The 22,892-nt window shown below is 37.9% G+C and carries 21 protein-coding genes; 17 read left to right on the forward strand and 4 right to left on the reverse strand.

Annotation, left to right across the window (positions count from 1 at the left end; genetic code table 11):
* Nucleotides 1-65: 65 nt before the first annotated feature.
* On the forward strand, nt 66-356 hold the full coding sequence (locus G415_RS0105475) for a hypothetical protein (protein ID WP_022670606.1): 291 nt from the start codon (nt 66-68) through the stop codon (nt 354-356).
* A gap of 11 nt (nt 357-367) precedes the next feature.
* On the forward strand, nt 368-1,093 hold the full coding sequence (locus tag G415_RS11045; RefSeq protein WP_022670607.1) for a hypothetical protein: 726 nt from the start codon (nt 368-370) through the stop codon (nt 1,091-1,093).
* Nucleotides 1,094-1,608: 515 nt separating this feature from the next.
* Here G415_RS11045 and G415_RS0105485 read toward each other — a convergent pair.
* From G415_RS0105485 to secA, 3 genes are read right to left on the reverse strand one after another with little or no spacing between them, the layout of a single operon-like run.
* Nucleotides 1,609-2,313, reverse strand: a complete 705-nt coding sequence (locus G415_RS0105485) for an SIMPL domain-containing protein (protein WP_022670608.1) — start codon at nt 2,311-2,313, stop codon at nt 1,609-1,611.
* Complete coding sequence (locus G415_RS09975; RefSeq protein ID WP_022670610.1) at nt 2,310-2,765, reverse strand: methylated-DNA--[protein]-cysteine S-methyltransferase; 456 nt, start codon at nt 2,763-2,765, stop codon at nt 2,310-2,312. The genes G415_RS0105485 and G415_RS09975 overlap by 4 nt, the downstream gene beginning before the upstream one ends.
* Nucleotides 2,758-5,163 (reverse strand): preprotein translocase subunit SecA, encoded by a 2,406-nt coding sequence (gene secA, locus G415_RS09980; protein WP_022670611.1) that lies wholly within the window; start codon nt 5,161-5,163, stop codon nt 2,758-2,760. The genes G415_RS09975 and secA overlap by 8 nt, the downstream gene beginning before the upstream one ends.
* 147 nt (nt 5,164-5,310) lie before the next feature.
* Here secA and G415_RS0105500 point away from each other — a divergent pair, with 147 nt between their 5' ends.
* The 14 genes from G415_RS0105500 to G415_RS0105565 all read left to right on the forward strand — a co-directional run bounded on the left by G415_RS0105500 (nt 5,311) and on the right by G415_RS0105565 (nt 22,045).
* Nucleotides 5,311-5,817 carry a hypothetical protein gene (locus tag G415_RS0105500; protein WP_022670612.1) on the forward strand — a complete coding sequence of 169 codons (507 nt, stop codon included), beginning with the start codon at nt 5,311-5,313 and terminating at the stop codon, nt 5,815-5,817.
* Between the two features lie 87 nt (nt 5,818-5,904).
* Complete coding sequence (locus G415_RS0105505) at nt 5,905-7,275, forward strand: FAD-binding oxidoreductase (RefSeq protein ID WP_022670613.1); 1,371 nt, start codon at nt 5,905-5,907, stop codon at nt 7,273-7,275.
* Nucleotides 7,276-8,538, forward strand: coding sequence for a (Fe-S)-binding protein (locus G415_RS0105510; RefSeq protein ID WP_022670615.1), 1,263 nt, complete (start codon nt 7,276-7,278; stop codon nt 8,536-8,538).
* A complete protein-coding gene (gene galU, locus G415_RS0105515; protein ID WP_022670616.1) occupies nt 8,528-9,394 on the forward strand; it encodes a UTP--glucose-1-phosphate uridylyltransferase GalU in 867 nt (288 codons plus the stop codon). Before G415_RS0105510 ends, galU begins: the two co-directional genes overlap by 11 nt.
* On the forward strand, nt 9,388-10,647 hold the full coding sequence (serS, locus tag G415_RS0105520) for a serine--tRNA ligase (RefSeq protein ID WP_022670617.1): 1,260 nt from the start codon (nt 9,388-9,390) through the stop codon (nt 10,645-10,647). The genes galU and serS overlap by 7 nt, the downstream gene beginning before the upstream one ends.
* Nucleotides 10,648-11,361, forward strand: a complete 714-nt coding sequence (pgeF, locus tag G415_RS09985; RefSeq protein ID WP_022670618.1) for a peptidoglycan editing factor PgeF — start codon at nt 10,648-10,650, stop codon at nt 11,359-11,361. It abuts the gene before it with no gap.
* 102 nt (nt 11,362-11,463) lie between these two features.
* Nucleotides 11,464-14,895 carry an EAL domain-containing protein gene (locus tag G415_RS0105530; RefSeq protein WP_022670619.1) on the forward strand — a complete coding sequence of 1,144 codons (3,432 nt, stop codon included), beginning with the start codon at nt 11,464-11,466 and terminating at the stop codon, nt 14,893-14,895.
* Nucleotides 14,896-15,013: 118 nt separating this feature from the next.
* Nucleotides 15,014-16,537, forward strand: a complete 1,524-nt coding sequence (locus tag G415_RS0105535) for an ABC transporter substrate-binding protein (protein ID WP_022670621.1) — start codon at nt 15,014-15,016, stop codon at nt 16,535-16,537.
* Between the two features lie 43 nt (nt 16,538-16,580).
* The gene (locus tag G415_RS0105540) at nt 16,581-17,585 is read left to right on the forward strand and encodes an ABC transporter permease (protein WP_022670622.1); all 1,005 of its coding nucleotides are present in this window, start codon (nt 16,581-16,583) and stop codon (nt 17,583-17,585) included.
* A 4-nt stretch (nt 17,586-17,589) separates the two neighbouring features.
* Entirely contained in the window at nt 17,590-18,471 is an 882-nt protein-coding gene (locus G415_RS0105545; RefSeq protein ID WP_022670623.1) for an ABC transporter permease, read from the forward strand.
* Nucleotides 18,471-19,427 carry an ABC transporter ATP-binding protein gene (locus tag G415_RS0105550; protein ID WP_022670624.1) on the forward strand — a complete coding sequence of 319 codons (957 nt, stop codon included), beginning with the start codon at nt 18,471-18,473 and terminating at the stop codon, nt 19,425-19,427. The genes G415_RS0105545 and G415_RS0105550 overlap by 1 nt, the downstream gene beginning before the upstream one ends.
* A gap of 1 nt (nt 19,428) precedes the next feature.
* On the forward strand, nt 19,429-20,409 hold the full coding sequence (locus G415_RS0105555) for an ABC transporter ATP-binding protein (protein ID WP_022670625.1): 981 nt from the start codon (nt 19,429-19,431) through the stop codon (nt 20,407-20,409).
* Nucleotides 20,410-20,441: 32 nt separating this feature from the next.
* Nucleotides 20,442-21,275: a gamma-glutamylcyclotransferase family protein gene (locus G415_RS0105560; protein WP_022670626.1), complete on the forward strand. Its 834-nt coding sequence runs from the start codon at nt 20,442-20,444 to the stop codon at nt 21,273-21,275.
* Complete coding sequence (locus tag G415_RS0105565; RefSeq protein WP_022670627.1) at nt 21,272-22,045, forward strand: enoyl-CoA hydratase/isomerase family protein; 774 nt, start codon at nt 21,272-21,274, stop codon at nt 22,043-22,045. The genes G415_RS0105560 and G415_RS0105565 overlap by 4 nt, the downstream gene beginning before the upstream one ends.
* Before the next feature lie 29 nt (nt 22,046-22,074).
* Here the strand turns inward: G415_RS0105565 and rpsT are convergent, their stop codons facing one another.
* Nucleotides 22,075-22,365, reverse strand: coding sequence for a 30S ribosomal protein S20 (gene rpsT / locus G415_RS0105570; RefSeq protein WP_022670628.1), 291 nt, complete (start codon nt 22,363-22,365; stop codon nt 22,075-22,077).
* A gap of 246 nt (nt 22,366-22,611) precedes the next feature.
* Here rpsT and G415_RS0105575 point away from each other — a divergent pair, with 246 nt between their 5' ends.
* Nucleotides 22,612-22,875, forward strand: coding sequence for a co-chaperone GroES (locus G415_RS0105575; RefSeq protein ID WP_022670629.1), 264 nt, complete (start codon nt 22,612-22,614; stop codon nt 22,873-22,875).
* Nucleotides 22,876-22,892: the final 17 nt, after the last annotated feature.

Raw genomic sequence — 22,892 nt, forward strand, 5'->3', positions numbered from 1 at the left:
TAAAATATATTTAAACTATACATTAACATTAAGACATTAACATTAAGGAAATAAGGAGGTGTCGTATGAGATATATCATTTGGGTGTTTTTTTTGCTTCTCTTTGCAATTTACGGATGTGCACCCGGGCCTCCAGGTCCACCTCCACCCCTGCTGGGTGGTCCCGGGGTTATGGCAATAGGGTGGCTTATTCTGGGGTTTATTGGGATTGTAGTGTTTGCTTTTATATTTTGGAAGAGGCTGGACGAAAAGGGAAAGGATAAAACAGACTACATCATTCAGGCTTTAAATGACATAAACGAGAGGTTAAGGAGACTGGAAGAGGATGTGAAACGATTGAAAGAAAAGGATTCTTAGAAGGTTTTGCTATGAGACAGGTTTTATTTGTTTTTGTGCTTGTTAGTGTTGTTATGTCTTCTGTGATCGCTATGGCTCAACAGGCTCCCCCAATTCTGCCATCCGGTAGTTCGGTGCAAACTACGGGACAACCCGTTGCAACTCCTGCTCCACCAGGCGTTGCTCCACAGGCTCCTGCACCTCCACCTGGTGCCCCACCACCGCCTGGTGCACCATCTGCAGCGGCACCACCTGGAGCTCCACCGCCACCCAATAGTGCAGTTCAACCAATGCCGCCACCTGTGGCACCCGGAACGGTTTCTATCGGTGTGTTGAATAATGTGGGTCAAGTTCTGGAGTCAGCGAGGAGTGTAAAGAAGTACATGCGTCCCGGAAAGATATGGACGTTTGTGGGTCCCGGTGGTGTTCAACAACTTAAGGGTGCCATACTGTATCAGGGTAGGGTTGTTGCCGTAGTGAACTTTGATCCTGCCACTGGGAGAGTACTTCCCATGGGTTTTGTGGTTTCGTCGGCTCAGGTAACTCAGAAGGCTTTAAGAAGGGCAGAGACGCTTTTACCTCAGGTTGTTAGTGGTTCTGCTGTGTTGGATGGGGTTGAGTATCTCGCGCCCGAGAATTCGTGGGCTGTGCCACTGTCTTATGAAGGTATGATAATGGGTAAGTTGAAAATTTACTACGATGGCATACATGTGGTGCCGGATTATGTCGCGGAAGGTGAGATGAATGTAGCCCGCTGAAAAATAGGGGGCGAATAGCCCCTTTATTCGTTTTCTATTTCAAGGCGTACATGTTCACATCTTTTTAAAAGCCTGCCTTCTATCTACATAATGCATCATAAACAGTTTGTCGGGAGTACATTTACACCTGTTAAGAGTATACTTTCAATGATAGATACCCTAAAAGCAGAATAAATTGTTTCGACAATTTTGAATATTCCGAACCGATTAGAAGAAATTATTTATACAACCAATACCGCCGAAGGCTTTAATAATAATCAAATTGGGAAAATGATAAAACAAAAAGTAAATTTAAACAACGAATCGTTTCTTGAGTGAGCTTGTTTATTTGATCTGTAGGTATATATACAAAATACAAAAAAACGGTAAAAATCCACCTCAAGTTAGATAAAACTTATCTCTGCTCCATATCCATCCTTATAAATATACCAATTTTGATTATCAGATTTTGAGAACTTATGCAAAATTGGGAGCAATCTTTGTAAAGCACAGTTATGATTATTCGGGTTTTTGTATTAACGCAAATAGTACACAACCCTTACAACAACCCTAACCCGCTTTATGTAAGGTGTGTTAGGGTCTCTGTCTGTTATGGAAAAATAACCTTGAGATGCCGTCTTTATCTTTCCTAATTTAGAATGAGACTGCATGGCGAACTGCTCGGCTGCCTTTTGGGCGTTTTTTATCGCTTCTTCAACCATAATAGGCTTTATTTTGTTCAGATGTGTAAAGAGATAGTTTGTCTGAAACTTCTCGTTGCTTGCCATTATGCCCATCTGCGTTAGCTTGTAAAGGTCTTTTCCCAAACTTACAACCTTATCAACCTTGTTTGTATAAACCGTTATCACGCCAACGGCTGAATATCTAAATTTAGCGTTTTGGTTAAACCCGCTTGCATAATTATCCGTTATTTGTGGCGGCGAGATGAAAATCTCGTCTTGACTAAAACCTTCGTCCTTTAAAAATTTCAAAATGGCACTTTTTGAAGCCTTTATCTTATCATAAAGCTTCAATGGATTGTTGTCTGCAACATCAAACCTTATAGGATAGATGGCTATATCTGCTTTGACGAGCCTTTCTGCCAATCCTTTAACGCTCACAGTCCTTTCCATATTTTTTACTTTAACGGCCGTTGTTGAGATAAAATAACCAAACACAACAAGCCCAACAGCTATAAAAAGGCCACACCAAAAGCCGCTCCATCCTGATTCTCTTCTCATAACAACTCTCCTTTCTCCCATTTTAATATATTTAGTTTTAACTCAACACCAGCAGAATAGCCGCCAATACCGTTTTTTGCAACAACCCTATGACACGGAACAAAAAATGCAAATCTGTTTGATTTAAGAAGCATGGCAGTTGCACGTCTGTATTTCTCATCACCAAAAAGCTCTTTTGCAACTTCTGAATATGTGAATGTCTCACCAGTTTTTGTCTTTATTAAAAAACTATAAAGCAGTTTTGCTTTTTCAGAAAGAGAAGATGTGTTTAAAGAAGAGTAATCAAAAAACTCCAAGTCTCTTCTTTCAAATACTGTCAAAACTTCCCTTTTTAGATGATTAGAAAGCTCAATTCCACTTTTTTCTTCTGAAAAGCTGATAGAGTTAATTTTCTCCTTTATATCAAAAATCAACCACCTATCAAACGGCGTATCAATATAGAACTTACTCAAACACTATCCTTATATGATATATTGATGCGACAGTGTCTTCCTGAATCCTTCTAACCATATCTTCAAACTCATCAAACGACACCTTTTTATACTCAACCAATGGGTCTCTTTGGCCATACCCTCTCAAACCCACTGCATCGCGCAGATAATCCATATTCTTCAAATGCTCTCTCCAGTGCATATCCACAATCTGAAGCATTATCTGTCTCTCTAAATTTCTCATCTCTTCAGAGCCGATAAGCTCTTCCTTATCATTGTATTCTTTCTTTAGCTCTTCTTTTATCTGCTCAAGCAGTTTGTGTCTCTGTTTTGTTTTTGAAAGCTCTTGTGTATCTATCTTAAAAGTCTTATCAAATATTCTTCTTGTCTCTTTATTAAAGCCTTCAACATCCCAGTTTGTCGGGTCAACCTTATCCGGCAAGAACTGGTCTGCCAAATCGTCGATTATAGAATCCACATAGCCCAAAATGTCTTCTTTTAAATCCTTACCTTCAAGTATGCTTCTTCTCTGCTCGTATATTACCTGTCTCTGTTTATTCATAACATCGTCATACTCAAGCAGGTTTTTTCTTATCTCAAAGTTGTAATCTTCAACCTTCTTTTGGGCATTTTCTATTGCCCTGCTTACCATTTTATTCTCTATCGCTTCTCCTTCTTCAACGCCCAATTTATCCATTAAAATCTTTATTCTCTCTGAACCAAATATCCTTAGTAAATCATCTTCTAAGGATAAGAAAAATCTTGACTCTCCCGGGTCTCCCTGTCTGCCTGACCTTCCCCTTAGCTGATTGTCTATTCTTCTTGATTCATGTCTTTCAGTTCCAAGAATGAACAAACCACCGAGTTTTTTACTCTCTTCTGTAAGTTTTATATCAACGCCACGCCCTGCCATATTTGTTGCTATCGTGACTCTGCCGGGCTCTCCAGCGTGTGCGATAATCTCTGCTTCCTTCTCGTGATGTTTAGCGTTTAAGACAGCATGCGGAATCCTTTTCTTAACGAGAATCTTGTGGAGCTCTTCGGACTTTTCAACGCTTGTCGTTCCGACCAAGACAGGTTGGCCTTTTTTATGTCTCTCTTCAATCTCCTTTATTATTGCATTCACCTTCTCTCTGTGCGTCTTAAATACCAAATCATTGTGGTCTATTCTTATTACGGGTTTGTTTGTTGGTATAACGACAACTTCAAGGTTGTAAATCTCCTTAAATTCTCTGGCTTCTGTTGCTGCCGTTCCTGTCATACCTGCAAGCTTCTCATACATCCTAAAGTAATTCTGAAATGTTATTGATGCAAGCGTTTGAGACTCCTTTTGAATCCTTAAATGCTCTTTTGCTTCTATTGCCTGATGCAGGCCATCTGAGTATCTTCTATCTGGCATCAATCGTCCGGTAAACTCATCAACTATTATTGCCTTTCCGTCCTTAACTATGTAATCCCTATCCCTTAAATAGACCGTATGAGCCTTCAAAGATTGATTAACCATGTGCAGAATCTCTATATTCTCGATATCGTATAGATTCTTCAATCCCAAAATCTTTTGTATCTTCTCGACACCAGAGTCAGTCAGAACGGCATTTTTCGTCTTTTCGTCAACTTCGTAATCTTCTGGTTTGAGTTGCCTAACTGCTTTATCTATCTTGTAATACAAAGAAGATGGCTTGTCTGCAACGCCAGATATTATTAGCGGTGTTCTTGCTTCGTCTATCAATATCGAGTCAACTTCGTCAACTATGGCATAGTAAAAGTCCCTTTGCACATAATCGTCAAGCGAATAGCTCATATTATCACGCAGATAATCAAAGCCAAACTCACTATTCGTGCCGTATGTTATATCTGCCTGATAGGCTTCCTTTCTCGAACATGGCACAAGTTTTGTTGTAAACTTCTCTTTATCGTCCCACTCGACTAAAAATGATTTATTCTGTTGCTGAATAACACCAACACTAAAACCCAAAAATAGATAAATTGGACCCATCCAAAGGGCGTCCCTTTTTGCTAAATAATCGTTAACCGTAACAAGATGAACGCCGCGTCTTGTCATTGCATTCAACACCAAAGGCAGGGTTGCAACAAGCGTTTTACCTTCACCTGTTTTCATTTCGGCAACCATGCCCTTATGAAGCACATAGCCACCTATAAGCTGAACATCGAAGTGTCTCATATTAAGTGTTCTTCTTGCTGTCTCTCTGGTTAAGGCAAAAGAGTCAACTAAAATAGCATCCAAGTCATTCTTTTTATGATACTGCTCTTCGAGTTTTTTTATCTCATCTTTTATCTGTTCATTACTTAAGGATTTTGCCCAGCTCTCTCTGTCGTTTATCTTGTTTACATACGGTTGAATCGACTTTAAAATCCTATCGTTCTGTGTTCCAAATATCTTTTTTAATACGCTTAGCATCTTTTCCCCTTCTTCTTGTTTTTTTCTGCTTAATATTAAAGGAGAGCAGAAGAAAAATCAAGACAAAGCAAAAAACAAATACAACTTGACAACAATAAACTTAATGTATAACATTTGCATATAATTTTAATTTAGGAGGTACATACCATGAAAAGATTGTGGTTAATTGTTTTGACACTGGTCGTTTTATTCATTGGTGCTCCTAAAAATGCATCTTCGAATCCGGTTAAATTAATTCCTACGGGATTTAAAACAAACGGTGACTTGATAATGCACTGGTATTGGCTAAGAAGAAGTGGTCATTATGCAGAGTGGCACTTTAAACTGCCGCAGAACAAGAAGATCATTGCAGCATGTTTTAGTACGCTCTCAACAAACGGTATAAACGGCGGTGCAGGATACAACTCCTCGTTGAAAATAATAACAATCTCAAACAACAGAGTAATTGCAAAGGGAAGATTGCTACTTAGAAATGCACATCCTTGTTTGAGAAGAGTTTTTAGAGGTTACTCACACGGTGTAGGATACAGAAGCTATGGTTGCAAACTAATTAAAGTTCCACCAACAGCAACAGATTTAGTAATAAAGGTTGAATATATGGGAAGGCATCATACGGCTGTAAATAAGGATTCTCTGATTCTTTATGTTAAATAGATGAGACCCTCCCTTTGATTTGCAACCCTTTCCCAACCAGCCCTCGGGCTGGTTTTTTTTATTTAAATTTGTATAATCTCAATCACTATGAACAGAAGGGCTTTACACAAGATAAAAAACATATTCAAAAATAGGTGCCTAACGGATAAGCTAAGCAGGGTTCAATACTCATACGATGCCACACAGAAGATGTACCTTCCCGATGTTGTCGTTATAGCAGAAAACACTCAAGAGATATCTCAATTAATGAAAATAGCCAACAGATACAAAATCCCTGTTGTAGCACGAGGGTGGGGAAGCGGCTTTACCGGTGGTGCTTTGAATATAGAAGGTGGAATATGTTTATCGCTTGAAAAGATGGATAAGGTGATAGAGCTTGACCTTGACAACATGATGGTCTGGGTTGAAACAGGTATGGTAAATTACGATTTGCAGGAGTATGTAAAACCGTATGGATTGTTCTTTCCACCTGACCCGTCAAGCTGGAAGTTTTCGACAATCGGCGGAAACATAGCAGAAAACGCAGGCGGGCCAAGGGCCGTTAAATACGGCGTTATGAAAGATTGGGTTAAAGGACTTGAGATAGTGCTTGCAGACGGCACAATCATGAAAACAGGCTCAAAGAACATAAAGGATGTTGCAGGTTATGATTTAACAAGCCTGATAGTGGGAAGCGAAGGGACATTAGCCATAATCACAAAGGCGCTTCTTAGGTTATTTCCCTTACCAGAGACAAAAAAAACAATGCAGATTGCCTTTGACAATATGAGCAAAGCTGCAGCATTTGTAAATAAAATACTTCTAAACGGTATTATCCCTGTTGCAATCGAGTTTGTTGATAAGGATGCGATAAAGACGGTTAAGGATGCAACGGGAGTTGATTTACCCGATGCAGATGCGATCCTGATAGTTGAAGTTGACGGAAGCAAAAATCAGGTTGAAGAAGATGCAGCCAAGATAGAAAGACTAACCAAAAACGAAAGCTCGGTAATGCTTTTTAGAATAGCAAAAGACGAAAAGGAAGCTGATGATATATGGTTTGCACGACGCTCTATATCGCCAACTCTAAAACGCATAGCAGACGGCAAATTAAACGAAGATATAGTTGTCCCGCGCTCAAAATTAGCCGAGATGATAAGCAAACTGCAGGAGATCTCAAAAAAATACGGCCTACCCATCGTCAATTTCGGTCATGCAGGTGACGGTAATATCCATGTGAATATCATGTATCACACAGACAACAAAGACGAGACAAAGCGGGCTTTTAAGGCTATGGATGATGTATTCAATGAGTGCATAAAACTTGGTGGTTCGATAACCGGAGAGCATGGAGTGGGTATAACAAAGCAGGACTATTTAGAAAAGCAGATAGGAAAAGAGCAGATTGAACTGCTAAGAAGAATTAAAAGGGCATTTGACCCAAACAATATAATAAATCCGCACAAGATGAGGCTCTAAATGGATAAAAGACTCTATGAAGCATGGGAATCCTGCGTCAAGTGCGGTATATGTCGAAGTGTCTGTCCTGTTTTTAAAGAAGAAAAGACAGAGCCTTTTGTCGCACGAGGTCACATAACACTTCTAAGCGAACTTATCAAAGGAAATATAGATTTTTCCGAAGAAACAGCAAAAGATTATCTGTATAAGTGTCTTTTATGTACAACATGTGTTGAATCATGTCCGAATAATTCAGAGACAGACACAATCGTTGAGATAGCAAGACATGAAGTTATAAGAAGACACGGACTTCCTACATACAAAAAGGTCATGTCGAAGGTTTTAAAAAGCAGAGAGCTTATGGATTTTGCCTTTAAAAGCGCATCTGTCTTCTCGCCTGTATTCTCAAAATCTCAAAGCAAACCGAGAGACGGCATAAAATTAAGAACATCCCTTGCAGGTATAGAAAAAGACAGACTCCTACCGCCAATATCAAAACAGACATTTTTAGATAAATACAAAGACGATAGAAAAAGGGCTAAGATTGCTTTGTTTCCAGGCTGTCTAATAAATTACACATACACGAGCATAGGCGATTCGTTGGTTGAGATTTTGAAAAAACTAAGGATAGACTTTACCGTCCCGAAAAAGCAGCTCTGCTGTGGTGCTCCGATTTATTTTGCTGGAAACTTTGAAGATGCAAGATATTTAGCTAAAAAAAATATAGATTTATTCTTAAATCTTGACGTTGAATATATACTGGTTTTGGAGCCAACATGTGCAAGCATGATAAAAAACGACTATCCCAAGCTGTTTATGTATTTTGAAGACAAAAAATGGGAAGACAGAGCAAGAGAGTTAAGCAGAAAAATTCTCGACCCTGTAAAGTTTTTACATGATAAAACCGATGCATTAAATAGTTTAAAGAGACTAAACATAAAAACGACATACCACGACCCATGCCACCTAAAAAGGGCTCAAAAAATAAAAGATGAGCCAAGAGCATTTTTAAAAAAGGCGACTGATTTTGTTGAGATGAAGAAAGCAGACAGATGCTGTGGTAATGGTGGTACATTCAGTATAGATTACCGCGATGTATCCTTAAAAATAGCAAAGAGAAAGGTAAAAAATATTGAAGAGACGCATGCTCAATATCTCGTTACAGGCTGCAGCGCCTGTATCATGCAGCTTGCAGACATTCTGAATCAAGAGAAGAAGGATATAAAAGTCAGGCATACACTTGAGATAATAAATATGGCTATGGGAGGCAAAAGTGAAGGTTAAAAAGGCCGTTTTGCCGGTTGCTGGATTCGGAACTCGATTTTTACCAGCTACCAAATCATCATCAAAGGAGATGCTGCCGCTTGTTGATAAACCATTAATCCATTATGCTGTTGAAGATGCTGTTAAAGCAGGAATCGAGCAAATCATATTCATAACAGGAAGAGGCAAAAGAGCCATAGAAGATTACTTTGACATATCGTTTGAGCTTGAATTTCACCTAAAATTTCAGGGTAAAGAAGAGCTTGTTGAAAAAATGAGAGAGATAAGCAACATGGCAGATTTTGTCTATATAAGACAGAAAGAACCAAAGGGATTGGGGCATGCCGTATTAAGGGCAAAGGATGTTGTAGGCAGTGAACCGTTTGCCGTGATTTTAGCAGATGATGTGATAGAAGCCAAAAGAAGCGGAACACAACAACTCGTTGAAATATTCGAAAAATACCACTGCTCGGTTATAGGGCTTGAAGAAGTGAGCCCAGAAGATGTCTCAAGTTATGGTATAGTGGCGGGGAAAGAGATAGAAAAGGGTATGTTTAAGCTTGATACATTCGTCGAAAAACCGCCAAAGGACAAAGCACCAAGCAATACGGCAATTATAGGAAGGTATGTGTTTACACCTGCTATATTTGAAGAGCTCGAGAAAACAAAAGTTGGAACAAAAGGCGAGATCCAGCTAACCGACGCAATAGAGTCTTTAAGCAGAAAGGAAGTAATATACGGCAAGATTTTAGAAGGCAAACGATTCGATTGCGGCAACAAACTCGGATTCCTAAAGGCCACGGTTGAATTTGCTTTGCATGACAAAGAGATAAACTCAGAATTCGAAAAATACCTAAAAGAGGTGATAAAATGTTAGACATAAACATTCTAAGAAAAAATCCTGAACTTTTAAAAGATAACTTAGCAAAAAGGCACAGCGATATAAACGTTGATGAACTTATTGAGCTCGATAAAAGCCTTAGAAAAGCAAAAGCCGAGCTGGACGAACTCTTGTCAAAAAGAAACAAGCTCTCAAAGGAGATAGGAAGAAGAAAAGCAAAGAAAGAGAGTGCTGATGATTTAATAGACGAAGTCAACAGGATAAATCAACAGATAGAAGAAACAGAAGAGAATTATAACAAACTTTACAAAGATTTTATGGATAGATGGCTTCTTGTTCCCAATATTTTGGAAGATGATGTGCCTGTTGGTAAAGATGAGAATGATAATGTTGAGATAAGAAGGGTTGGAGAGTTGCCAAAGTTTGACTTTAAACCAAAAGAACACCACGAAATTGCTCAGAATCTCGGAATACTGGACTTTGAAAGGGCAGCAAAGCTTTCAGGTTCCCGTTTTGTGATCTACAAAGGTGATGGAGCAAAACTGGAAAGAGCATTGATAAACTTTATGCTTGATTTACACACAAAAAAGCATGGATATACAGAGATAATCCCTCCTTATATCGTAAATTACGAAATAATGGTTGGAACCGGCCAATTTCCAAAGTTTATAGAAGAGGCTTATGAAACAGACGGCCAATACCTAATACCGACAGCAGAAGTGCCGCTTGTAAATATGCACAGGGAAGAAATCTTAAACGAAGATGATTTACCGCTTAAATATGTCTCATATACGGCATGCTTCAGAAAAGAAGCAGGAAGCTATGGCAAAGATGTTAAAGGCATAATTAGACAACATCAGTTTAACAAGGTTGAGCTTGTCCAGTTTACAAAACCCGAAGAGTCAGACAGAGCATTAGAAGAGTTGACAAAGGATGCAGAAGAAGTTTTAAAGCTTTTAGACTTACCTTACAGAGTTGTTATACTTTCAAGCGGAGATATTGGCTTTGCTGCAGCTAAAACATACGATATTGAAGTTTGGTTGCCCGGACAAAACAGATACAGAGAGATATCTTCATGTTCAAATACGCTGGACTTTCAGGCGCGAAGGGCATCAATAAGAGTTAAAGGCAAAGATAAGAAAAAATACTTCCCGCACACATTAAACGGCTCCGGTGTTGCAGTAGGCAGATGTCTTGTTGCCATACTTGAAAACTACCAGCAGGAAGATGGAACTGTTAAGATTCCAGAAGCCTTAATTCCTTATTTTGGCAAAGAGAAGATAGGCTAAATGGGATTTATTGAAGATTTAAGATTTAGAGAGTTTGGTGCAAGGTGTGTATATTTTGATAGGTTTGGTGGTGTAAGCCCACCGCCTTTTGATTCTTTAAATGTGAGCACGACTGTTGGGGATAAAAGAGAAAATGTTTGGAAGAATCTTGAGATTGTAAGAGAAACTGTCAAAGCAGATGAGATTGCTCTTCTAAATCAGGTGCATTCAAACACAATTGTCGAATATGATGACAAAATCCATGATGCAGATGGTATATTTACCGACAGAACGGGTGTGTTTTTGGCTATAAAATTTGCAGATTGCACTCCGATAATGTTTCTGGATAGAAAAAACGGTTTTATAGGGGCAGCACATGCCGGCTGGCGCGGAACACATTTAAAAATAAGCGTAAAGATGGTAGAATTTTTTATAGAAAAAGGCTCAAAACCGGAAGATATTATAGTTTCAATAGGCCCTCATATCTGTGGAAATTGCTACGAGATAAAGGATGACGTGGCAGAAAAGTTCGATGGTAGATTCATAAAAAAATCAAACGGCAGGCTTTATCTCAATCTCTCAGAAGCAAATATAAATCAGCTAATTAACTCAGGCATACCAAAAGGGAACATAAAAAACCTATCAATGTGCACTTTTGAAGATAAAAGGTTTTTCTCATACAGAAGAGACAAAACCTGCGGCAGAAACATCGGTGGTGTGATGCTTATCAGTTAGTTAATTAAATTTAATTAAAATAAATGTTGAAATTCTAAAAAACTTTTTATATAGTTAAGTTAAGGTGTATTAATATTTAATTATTTATTAGTTCGAAGAATAATGTTCATTGAAGGTTTTTTTGATGCAGTAAAAAACTCATATATATTTGGAGTTTTTACATATAATAAAGAGGGAAAAATCACCTTTGCAAATAGAAAAGCTCTTGAAATTTTGGAGTATAGCAAAGAAGAATTCATCGGCAAACACGCTATAGAGTTAATTCCTGACAGCAAAACCAAAAAGTTAATATTAAAAAACATGAAACTTAGAAGCAAAGGTATGGTATTCAAAAAAGAATACACAGAACTAACTCTTATCTCAAAAAATGGGTATCTAATTCCCGTGCAATTGTTTGCCTTCACTCTTATAAGGAACAACGAACCATTTGGTATCGTTATATTTTACGATAAATCAAAAGAGCAATCTCTTAAAAAACTCTTTTTCGCCCTAAGCCAAATAAACCAACTCATCATAAGAATAGATTTAGAAAAAGAACTAATAGAAAAAGCGTGTGAAGTTCTTGTCAACACTGTTGGTTATCTCTCTGCAACTGTAGGTGCAATAGACGAAAAGACAAAGGAATTTAAAATAAAATTCGCCGTATCTTCAGACAAAGAGCTTCAAGATGCTTTGTATAAGATGAAAGTAAGTGCAGACCCAAACAAACCACACGGCAAAGGCAGCATCTCTGAAGCCTTTCTAACAGGGAAAGTTGTTGTAATAAATGATGTTTTAACAAATGAAAGAATGACTTACTGGAGAGAAGATCAAAAGAGATTCAAGATAAACTCAGTATGTGCAATACCTATATTCAAAGAAGATAAAATTGCTTACATTTTGCTTGTTCATGATAAGTTTAGAAACGCCTTCAGTGATGAAAATTTAAAACTCTTGCAAGAGCTTCAAGACGACTTATCATTTGCACTTACAAACATAGAAAAGTCAAAAACTTTAAAGATGCTAACAATTGCTTCACAATCGACGCACGAGTGGGTTGTTATAACAGACAGAGATGGAAAGATAATCCATACAAGCGACGCCGTAAGCAGGATATCTGAGTATTCAAGGGATGAGATAATCGGAGAAACGCCAAGAATATTTAAAAGTGGCTTCCATAATGAAGAGTTTTACAAAAACCTGTGGAATACAATCTTAAACGGCAAAACATTTTCAGCAAAACTCATAAACAAGTCAAAAACAGGCAAAATATTCTATCTTGATGCAATAATTGTGCCCATAAAAGAGCAGGGAAGGATTACTAACTTTATAAGTCTTGCAAAGGATATAACAGAAGTTGAAGAGTATCAGCAAAGGCTTTTGGTGGAGTCAAAGCTTTACAACACCCTTTATCAGATAACCCAGATATCAGCAACAAGTTCATCGGAAGATGAGTTTCTCAAAAAATTGACGAAAATATTTACAGATAACGAGCTTGTCGATGTTGCATATATCGTGAGAAAACAACAGAATAATTATGAAATTGTTCATTATTCAACCATAGAACCCAGTCTTACAAACCTTGTAAAGGCGATACACAAAAAGATACAGTCTGTTTATACAGATAGAGAAAAAATACGCACATACCCTGCTGAAAAGGCTTTAAAATACAAGAAGATTTACTTAATAAACAGGGTTGATAAAAGCATAAAACCGTTTGATGAACTGCTTGAATCGTTTAATCTCAACTCATGCTGTTTTATTCCTATCATAAGAGATGGCAAAAGCAGTGGGTTTTTGACACTAATATCCCGCAAGAGCAACATATTTGATGCAAAGATATTTAATCTTTTGAGAAACATCTCAACCCAGATAGAGTTTACGCTTAACAAGTTCGATAAGGAGAAGTTCTTAGAGATAGTTCAGCTTGCAACAAACGAAGGGTTTGAATTCTTGGTTATAACAGACGATAGATTTAATATCGTATATGCAAACAGAAAAACCTTAGAAACATTTGGTTATACAGAAGAAGAGATATACCAGAAGCCATACTCAATATTTTTTTCAAAACAATCCTTAAATACCTTAGAAAAATTACAGTCATCGCTTAAGAGCTCAGAAACATTTACAGGCATGATAACATACGCAACAAAAGACGGCAAGCCAGAGAGCTTTTACACAACAATTATACCTTTTAAGAAAGATAACAAAATAACGCATTTTATCTCTCTTGGCAAGAGAATAACCGAAGAAGACAAGCTTAAAGAAGAGTTAAATAGACTGCTAAGGTATGACTCTATAACGGGATTAATGAATCTATTCTCATTTAAAGAAGCCACAGAAAGATTCATTGCAAGGGCAAAACACGAAAGGCAACTTGGAGCTATAGCAATAATAAACCCTGTTTCGTTTAAGAGCATCAATCAAGCCTTTGGTTTTGAAATGGGAAATGAGATACTCAGAATAATTGGAGAGAGATTAAAAAAACACCTGCGCAGTTATGACATAATCGCAAAGCTGGAATCAGACAGATTTGGTGTTCTTATAAAGGATATAAGAAGAGAAGAAGATATACTCGTAATAGCAATGAAAATATTGGCAACCCTGACCATACCTTATAACATCAGAAACCATCAGATAACACTTCCATTTAATATCGGCTTAAGCCTATTTCCCAAAGATGGAAAAACATCCGAGGAGTTATTAAACAAAGCCCAGATTGCACTTGCAGATGCAAAAGCCAAAGGCGAAAATCAGATAGGCTTTTTTAGAAAAGATTTAGAGAAGCTAACCATAGAGAGAATAAAGCTAAAAACAGAGTTAGAAAAGGCGATTCAAAACAACGAATTTACAGCTTACCTTCAGCCCTATGTTGATAAAGACGAGAATATCGCAGGTGCGGAGTCCCTGATACGCTGGGTAAAAGGCACAGAAGTTGTTCCGCCGTCTGAGTTTATACCATTTCTTGAGTCAACAGACTTAATAATAAGCGCTGAGAAGTTGATGATAAAAACAGCAGCAGACATTATAAGAATTCAAAAAGAGAGAAATACAAAAACCGTTCCCTTGTCTGTTAACATATCCGAAAAGACATTGAAGCATAAATATTTCCTTGAAGATTTGAGTGAAATTTTAAGTAAACTAAGCGAAGAGGAGAGACAACTGTTGAGATTTGAAATCGTTGAAAGGACATTTTTAAAAGATTTTAATCCTGTCAAAAGGATAATAACAACAATCAGTCTAAAGGGTATTCAATTTATGCTTGACGACTTTGGCACGGGATATTCATCGCTCTCTTATCTGTCTGAACTGCCTGTGAAGTTTTTAAAGATAGACATCTCTTTTATTAGAAAGCTGATTCATAGCAAGCATACTCAAAACATCGTCGAATCTATAATATATATCGCAAATAAGCTTGGCATAAAAACAATAGCAGAGGGGATAGAAAAGAAAGAGCAGTATAAGATTCTCAAAGATATGGGATGCGATTACTTTCAAGGATTTCTATTCTTCAAACCAATGTCTATAGATGATTTCCTCGGTACTATAGAATAACCGTTTGTGTCAGTATTTATTTCTAACAAAATAATTTAGTTATACTTAAAAATTTAATGACACAACAGGGAAAATATGGTAATAAAAAAAGACAAAAAACTTTTTGTAGGAGGTTATTATGCGTAAACTGTTCGGCAGTTTGATGGCACTTGTTCTCATCTTGAGCTTTTCTTTATCATCGTATGCCATCTCGCAAAAGGATTACATCATCATCGGAACAACAGACAAGATTGCATCATTAGACCCAGCAAAAGCTTACGACTATCTATCTGACAACATCTTGCAGAACATCATGGAAGGATTGGTAAAATACATCCCTGGAACGACAAAGATAGTCCCAGCAATGGCAAAAAGGTGGACTATCTCAAAAGATGGTTTAACTTACACATTTTATCTGAGAAAGGGTCTTAAATTCTCAAACGGCGACCCGATAACAGCTGAAGTCTTCAAATACTCATTTGAAAGGGTGATAAGACTCAACCAAGAGCCAGCATTCCTTCTAAGCGATATTATAAAGAAAATTGAAGTTGTAAACAAATACGAGTTAAGAATTCACCTAAAGTACGCATTTGCACCTTTCATCAACATAATGGCATTTAATGTCGCATACCCTGTTGACCCAAAGGTGTATCCTAAGGACAAGCTATACAATGGCATACCTGTTGCAAGTGGCCCTTACATGGTTAAAAAATGGGTAAGAGGCCAACAGATAGAACTAATAAGAAACCCTAACTACTACGGCGAGAAGGCAAAAACGCCAATTATACTTGTAAAACTCTACAGAAATGCCAATGTCCTATATATTGCTTTACTCAACAAAGAGATTGATGTCGCATATAGAACACTCTTACCACAGCAGTTTTCCCAGATTCAGAAAAACAAAAACTTTAAAGCTTTAGTTGGTCCAAGCCCATTTATTAGAGAGATAGTATTCAATGTCAAACAGAAGCCATTTGATAATGTTAACATAAGAAGGGCAATATCTTACGCAATAAATAGAGCTCAGATAATACAGGATGTGTTTAACAACCAGGTAAGCCCACTTTACACGCTAATACCAAAAGGTATGTGGGGACACAAACCCGTTATGCCACACTACAACCTAAAGAAAGCTATAGCAATTTTGAAAAAATTAGGATACTCAAAAAAGAATCCACTTAAGATAACACTCTGGTATAGTCCAAGTCATTACGGTTCCACGGAAGCATCATTAGCACTCACAATCAAAAATCAGCTTGAAGCTACAGGTCTCATCAAGTGTCAACTTAAGTCTGCAGAGTGGGCTACATACATAGATTACTGGACAAAGGGTATAATGGGAATGTTCCTACTCGGCTGGTATCCAGATTACTTTGACCCAGATGATTACATGTGGCCGTTCCTTGCAAGCAGCGCATCACCACAGATGGGATGCTTTTACTCAAACAAAAAGGTTGATGAGTTACTTCTAAAAGCAAGAAAAGAGACAAGTATCAAAGCAAGAACAAAGCTCTATTACAAAGTTCAAGAGATACTCGCAAAGGAAGCACCTTATGTTCCGCTTTTCCAGGGTAAACAAAGAGTCGTTGCAAAACCAAACATAGAAGGCTTACTGCTTGACCCAGTGCAAATCTTTAGATATTATCTGCTTTACAAAAAATAGAAGGGGGAAGTAATTCCCCCTTTTTTCGTGTAAGGGGGTTGAAGTGAAAACCTACATCTTCACAAGGATACTTTTATCCATCCCGATGGTGCTTATAATCCTAACAATTGTATTCTTTGTTTTAAGGGTGCTGCCGGGCAATCCTGTCCTTGCTATGCTTGGGCCTAAAGCACCGCCGCAGGTCGTAAAAGCCATGGAACATCAGATGGGGCTGGATAAACCTATCCTTGTTCAGTATGCGAACTATTTAAAAGACATAGCAAAGGGTGATTTTGGCAAATCAACGGTTACAGGAATGCCTGTAATCGATGAGTTAAAACAGAAGTTTCCAGCAACATTAGAGCTAACCATCTTTGCAATGATAATTGCCGTTGTTATCGGAATATTCTACGGAACATTTGCAGCGTATAAGTTGGGCTCACCAATAGATGTCTCAGCCCGTATCTATTCAATATTCGTTTACTCATTCCCTGTCTTCTGGTTTGGTTTGATGCTTCAGTTGGTATTTGGTGTCTGGCTTAATTGGCTTCCTGTATCTGGCGAGTCATCACCGTTTATGACACCAGACAAAACATACACAGGCATGTATGTCGTTGATGCGATAATAAACGGACAGTGGGATGTTTTAAAAGATTCTCTGATGCATTTAATTTTGCCTTCCATAACGCTTGGTGTTGTTATTTCGAGTATATTTGTAAGAATGGTGCGCTCAAATGTTATACTGACACTATCGTCTCAGTTTGTTGTGGCAGCCAGAGCAAGAGGAATCAAAGAAAAAACCGTTCTATTCAAACACGCCTTAAAAAACGCTTTACCGCCTATTCTTACAATTATGGGTCTTCAATTCGCCCTTCTGCTTGGTGGTGCAGTTTTGACTGAAGTTACATTCTCATGGCCTGGAATAGGCAGTTATTTGGTTTCGAGAATACATGCAAGGGATTTTCCTGCTATTCAAGGCACTGTTGTATTTTTTGCTATATTTGTTGCTATCATAAGTATTTTGGTTGATGTTATAAACGCATGGATAAACCCACGAGTGAGGTATTAGCCCAATGATAGAAAACTCAAACCAGATGATTTCAGCAAAGTTTTCTTCTTTTTTAAAAGACTTACTCGGAGACTCAAGCGGCAAAATGGCATTTGCCGGGTTTGTTCTGCTTACAATTTTCATTTTAATGGCAATATTTGCACCATTAATCGCACCATACAGCCCAACTCAACCATCAGGTCAACCACTGCTTCCACCAAACATCCATCATCTCATGGGAACGGACAACCTTGGCTATGATGTATTCAGTAGGTTTATTTACGGTTCAAGAATGGCTTTAACCATAGCTTTTATTGCAACACTTATTGCTGCGGCAGTCGGTATTCCAACCGGGCTTATTGTTGGATATATAGGTGGACCCTTAGATAGAGTCATAACTATGATTATGGACTCTGTCTATACATTTCCTGGGCTTATACTTGCAATAGCTATAGCCGCTGTATTAGGGCCTGGGATAATAAACATCTCTCTTTCCATCGCTGTCGTTTACATACCCACATATTACAGGGTTATAAGAAGCCAGGTTGCAAGTGTAAAAAACGAGCTTTATGTTGAGAGCGCATACTCAATCGGTGCAAAAACATCGACAATCATATTTAAATACATACTGCCCAATGTGTTGCCTTCGATTATCGTTGTTTTATCAATGAACATAGCTGATGCTATAATGACTGAAGCTGGTTTAAGTTTCTTGGGTCTTGGTATAACACCGCCAACACCAGACTGGGGCTATGACTTAGCAAATGGTCAGCAGTTCATAGTCTCAAACAACTGGTGGATGGCCTTCTTTCCGGGTATAGCCATAATTTTGATTGTATTGGGATTTAGTATGTTTGCAGAAGGTCTAAATGAGTACTTCAATCCAAACATAGGAGAGAAGAGATAATGCCACTTGTTGAGATAAAGAATTTAGGAATTAGATATCTAACGAGAAAAGGAGTAATCAAAGCTGTTGATGGCATAAATTTAACGATAAACGAAGAAGAGAGCTTGGGTATTGTTGGTGAGAGTGGCTGTGGTAAATCAACCTTTGGCACTGCTATAATGAGACTTCTGCCGCAGAATTCAAAGATTGAAGGCAATATATTTTTCAAAGACAGAGATTTACTGAAACTAAACAATGAAGAGATGCGCAAACTTCGCGGCAAAGAGATAGCTATGATATTTCAAGACCCCATGACGAGTCTAAATCCCATTATGAGAATAAGAGACCACTTCTTTGAGCTGTTCAAGGTTCATCACCCAGATATGAGAAAAGAAGAGATGGTTGAGATAGCATCAGAATCCCTAAAGTCCGTAGGTGTTGACCCAAAGAGACTAAACAACTATCCATTTGAGTTTAGCGGTGGAATGAGACAAAGGGTTATGATAGCTATTGCAATATCTCTAAAACCTTCTCTTCTGATTGCAGACGAGCCAACAACAGCCTTAGATGTCGTCGTGCAAGAACAGATAATGCAAGTGCTTAAAAAGCTTAAGAAAACAAGAAAAATGTCAATAATGCTTATAACACACGATATGGGCATAGTGGCAGAGCTTGCAGAGACAGTAGCTGTTATGTATGCAGGGCATTTGGTTGAGTATGGCGAAGTTAAAGAACTATACAACAACCCGCTGCATCCTTACACACAGCTTCTGCTTCAATCAATACCGAATGTAAAATTAGAAGACATGGAGTTAAAATTCATACCTGGCAGTCTGCCAGACCCTAAGAATTTACCAAAAGGCTGCAGATTTTCACCAAGATGCCCGTTTGCTAAAGAGATTTGCTCTCAAAAAGAGCCACCCGATATAACTATTGGCGAAAACAGACGGGTAAAATGCTGGTTGTATGGTGATTAAAATGGAGAAAATCCTTGAAGTAAAGAACTTAAAAAAAGAGTTTGAATTAAAAGGCTCATGGCTTGCGTCCTTCTTTTCAAAAGATAAGCCAACTGTGAAAGCTGTTGATGATGTCTCTTTTAGTATAAGAAAAGGCGAAACGCTCGGTATAGTCGGAGAAAGCGGAAGCGGAAAAACAACACTCGGCAGAACGGTTTTAAGGCTAACAGAGCCAACAGCAGGAAGTATTATCTTTAAAGGCAAAGATTTAGCCAAACTGCCAAAATCGGAGCTCAGAAAAGAGCGAAAGAATTTTCAAATCATATTTCAAGACCCGATGGCGAGCTTAAACCCTTACATGAGAATTGGTAAAATTGTCTCTCATCCACTTGAGATTCACAACATAGGCACAAAAAACGAGAGAAAGGAGAGAATATTAGAGCTGTTTGAGAAGATAAATCTATCGCCGGCAGAAGAGTTTTACAACAGGTTTCCAAAACATTTAAGCGGTGGTCAAAGACAAAGGGTTGTAATAGCAAGGGCATTAATAACAAACCCAGAGTTTATCGTGGCTGATGAGCCAACAGCAATGCTTGATGTATCGGTAAGGTCTCAAATACTAAAGCTTATGATAGATGTTAAAGAGACTTTTGGTTTAACATACCTGTTTATAACCCACGATTTGGCGAGTGCAAAGTATATATGTGATAGAATAGGAGTCATGTATTTGGGTAAAATCGTTGAGATAGCAAAGACATTTGACCTTTTTAAGGAGCCACTTCATCCATATACGAAGATTTTGATGAGCTCTGTTCCTATTCCTGACCCGAATATCAGAAGAGAAAAACTCCTGCCAAAGGGTGAGATACCGTCAGCAACAAAAATACCTTCCGGCTGTAGATTCCATACACGGTGCCCATTTGCCAAAGAAATTTGCTCTCAAAAAGAGCCAGAGCTTAAAGAAATAGAAAAAGATAGATTTGTAGCTTGCCACTTGATATAAGAGACAATAAGGTAATTTACACTTACTATTTAATGAGAATTAAACTATTTTTTTATGGCACATTAATGAAAGGCATGCGGCTTCATAAATATGTAAATGGAGAGCTTATTGGGTATGCTATTTTGGAAAATTCTCAACTCTATGATGTTGGCTGGTATCCGGCTCTTGTTAAAGATTCTTATATGACATTTGGTGAAATATACGAGATAGAAGTAAAAGAGCTTAATGTTATAGATAAAATAGAAGATTATCAGGAAGACAACCCAGATTCGCTGTATTTAAGGGAGTGTGTAAAGCTTAGGAATTTAAACGGTAAAATTGAAGATGCTTATTGCTATTTTTACAACAAGACAGAAGAGCTAAACCAACCCATAGAGATTTGCGATTATAGAAGATACATCCTTGAGAGAAATAATGACTATATCTGGCTTGCATCTTATGGTTCGAATATGAGTTTAGAGAGAATTAAAAGAAGGGTGGGAGAGATTGAAGAGTATAAGCCTGTTTACATAGAAAACTTCAAGCTGACTTTTAATAAAATGGCTGATAAAAGCTTTCAAACCTATGCGAATATAGTGTTTGAAAAAGATGCACGCTGCCCGGCTGTTTTGCAGAAGCTCTCATTTGAACAGCTAAACAAACTGGATAGTTATGAAGGTGCACCAAACCACTATTTAAGGGTTACAGTTCCTGTGATTTTAGAAGATAGCCAGAGAATTATAGCCGAAGTTTATATAGCTCATCCCGATAAACTAACGGATAATCAAAACCCACAACCTAACTATATAGAGCATATTTATAAAGGATACAGAGAGTTTGGTTTTGATGTTAAACTGATAGAAGAAGCTTTAAGGAGCAAGCCATGAGTGTAATACTCAAAGAGAGAAGTGGCTCTGTTCTGCTAATTACATTAAACAGGCCAGAAGTTTTAAATGCGTTCAATAATGAGATGTTTGAAGAGTTAGAAAACAGCTTAAAAGAAGTCGAAGAAGACAAAAGTATAAGGACTGTAATAATCACAGGCAACGGAAAGGCATTTGCAAGTGGCGGCGATTTAAACGAGATAAAAGAGCTGAATTTTGAGACTGGTATGAGAAAGGCAAGAAAAGCCCAAAAGCTGTTTGATTATATAGAGAACTTTCCAAAACCCATAATAGCTGCAATAAACGGCTATGCTTTGGGTGGCGGTTTGGAGCTTGCCATAGCTTGCCATTTAAGGATAGCATCAGAAAATGCAAAACTTGGCCAACCAGAAATTAATATAGGAATAATCCCGGGATTTGGCGGAACCCAGAGACTGCCAAGATTAATAGGTAAAACATTGGCATTTGAAATGATACTCTCGGGTAAACCCATAACAGCACAAAGGGCTTACGAAATTGGGCTTGTAAACAGAGTGGTAAAAAGCGAAGAGTTGATTAATGAAGCAAAGGAGCTGGCTCAGTTATTGGCAGAAAAACCACCAATAGCCGTAAAGTGTACAATTGAATCAATAAACAGTGGCATAGATGCACCATTAGAAGAAGGAATGAAGATAGAAGCATCTCTTTTTGGTGCGTGTTGCTCAACATATGACAAAAACGAAGGAATAAGCGCCTTTTTAGAGAAAAGAAAACCCATTTTTAAAGGAGAGTAAAGGCGGGCTAACCGCCTTTTTTATTCTTTTTATGATGCTTCTGCTTCTGCTTGAGTAAACTTTTTGTGGGCTTTTTGATACAGTCTTGAGATTAGCCTTGAAGCCTTGTTCTCTTTTATAACACCCTTGCTGTAAATCTTTCTTATAACCCTTTCTGCTTCCCTAAGGTGTTTTTCGACAGTTTCTCTGTCGTTTTCCTGTTCTATTATAAGTCTTGCTTTTTTTAACACATTCTTAAGCCTTGTCCTGTAGGCTTTATTTCTCATGTATCTCTTCTTGTTCTGTCTTGCCCTTTTTGCAGCAGACTTGTGATTAGCCACTTTTACCTCCTTACTTTTCTTAAAATCGCAAGCAAACTTCTATCACAAAGCTCAATCAAAGTCAAATTTTTTAAGGTTTGATAAAAGATTTTTAGGTGATTTGTTGCATTATTTTTGTGTATCTTTGTTTATTATGATTTATTTTTTTGTATTTTGCAATATTTAGACTTGAAATTTTTTGAAAAAGGTATATTGTTAGCACTCGAGTAAGATGAGTGCTAACAAAAAATTAAGGGAGGTGAGAAGATGACTCTTAAACCACTGATGGACAGATTGATAGTTGAGCCTGAAGAGTTAGAGCAGAAAACAGAATCTGGCATCATCATTCCAGACACAGCAAAGGAGAAGCCACAGCAGGGTAAGGTTATTGCAGTGGGTGATGATGTTGAAAGCATAAAGGAAGGCGACAGGGTTGTATTTGAAAAGTATGCAGGCAACGAGATTAAACTTGATGACAAGAAGTATGTAATACTCAAAGAAGACGAAGTTTTAGCAAAGATTGTTGACTAAAAAATTAAGAAGAAGGG

It is taken from the genome of Hippea alviniae EP5-r (assembly GCF_000420385.1).
In the GTDB taxonomy this organism is placed as follows: Bacteria; Campylobacterota_A; Desulfurellia; order Desulfurellales; family Hippeaceae; genus Hippea; species Hippea alviniae.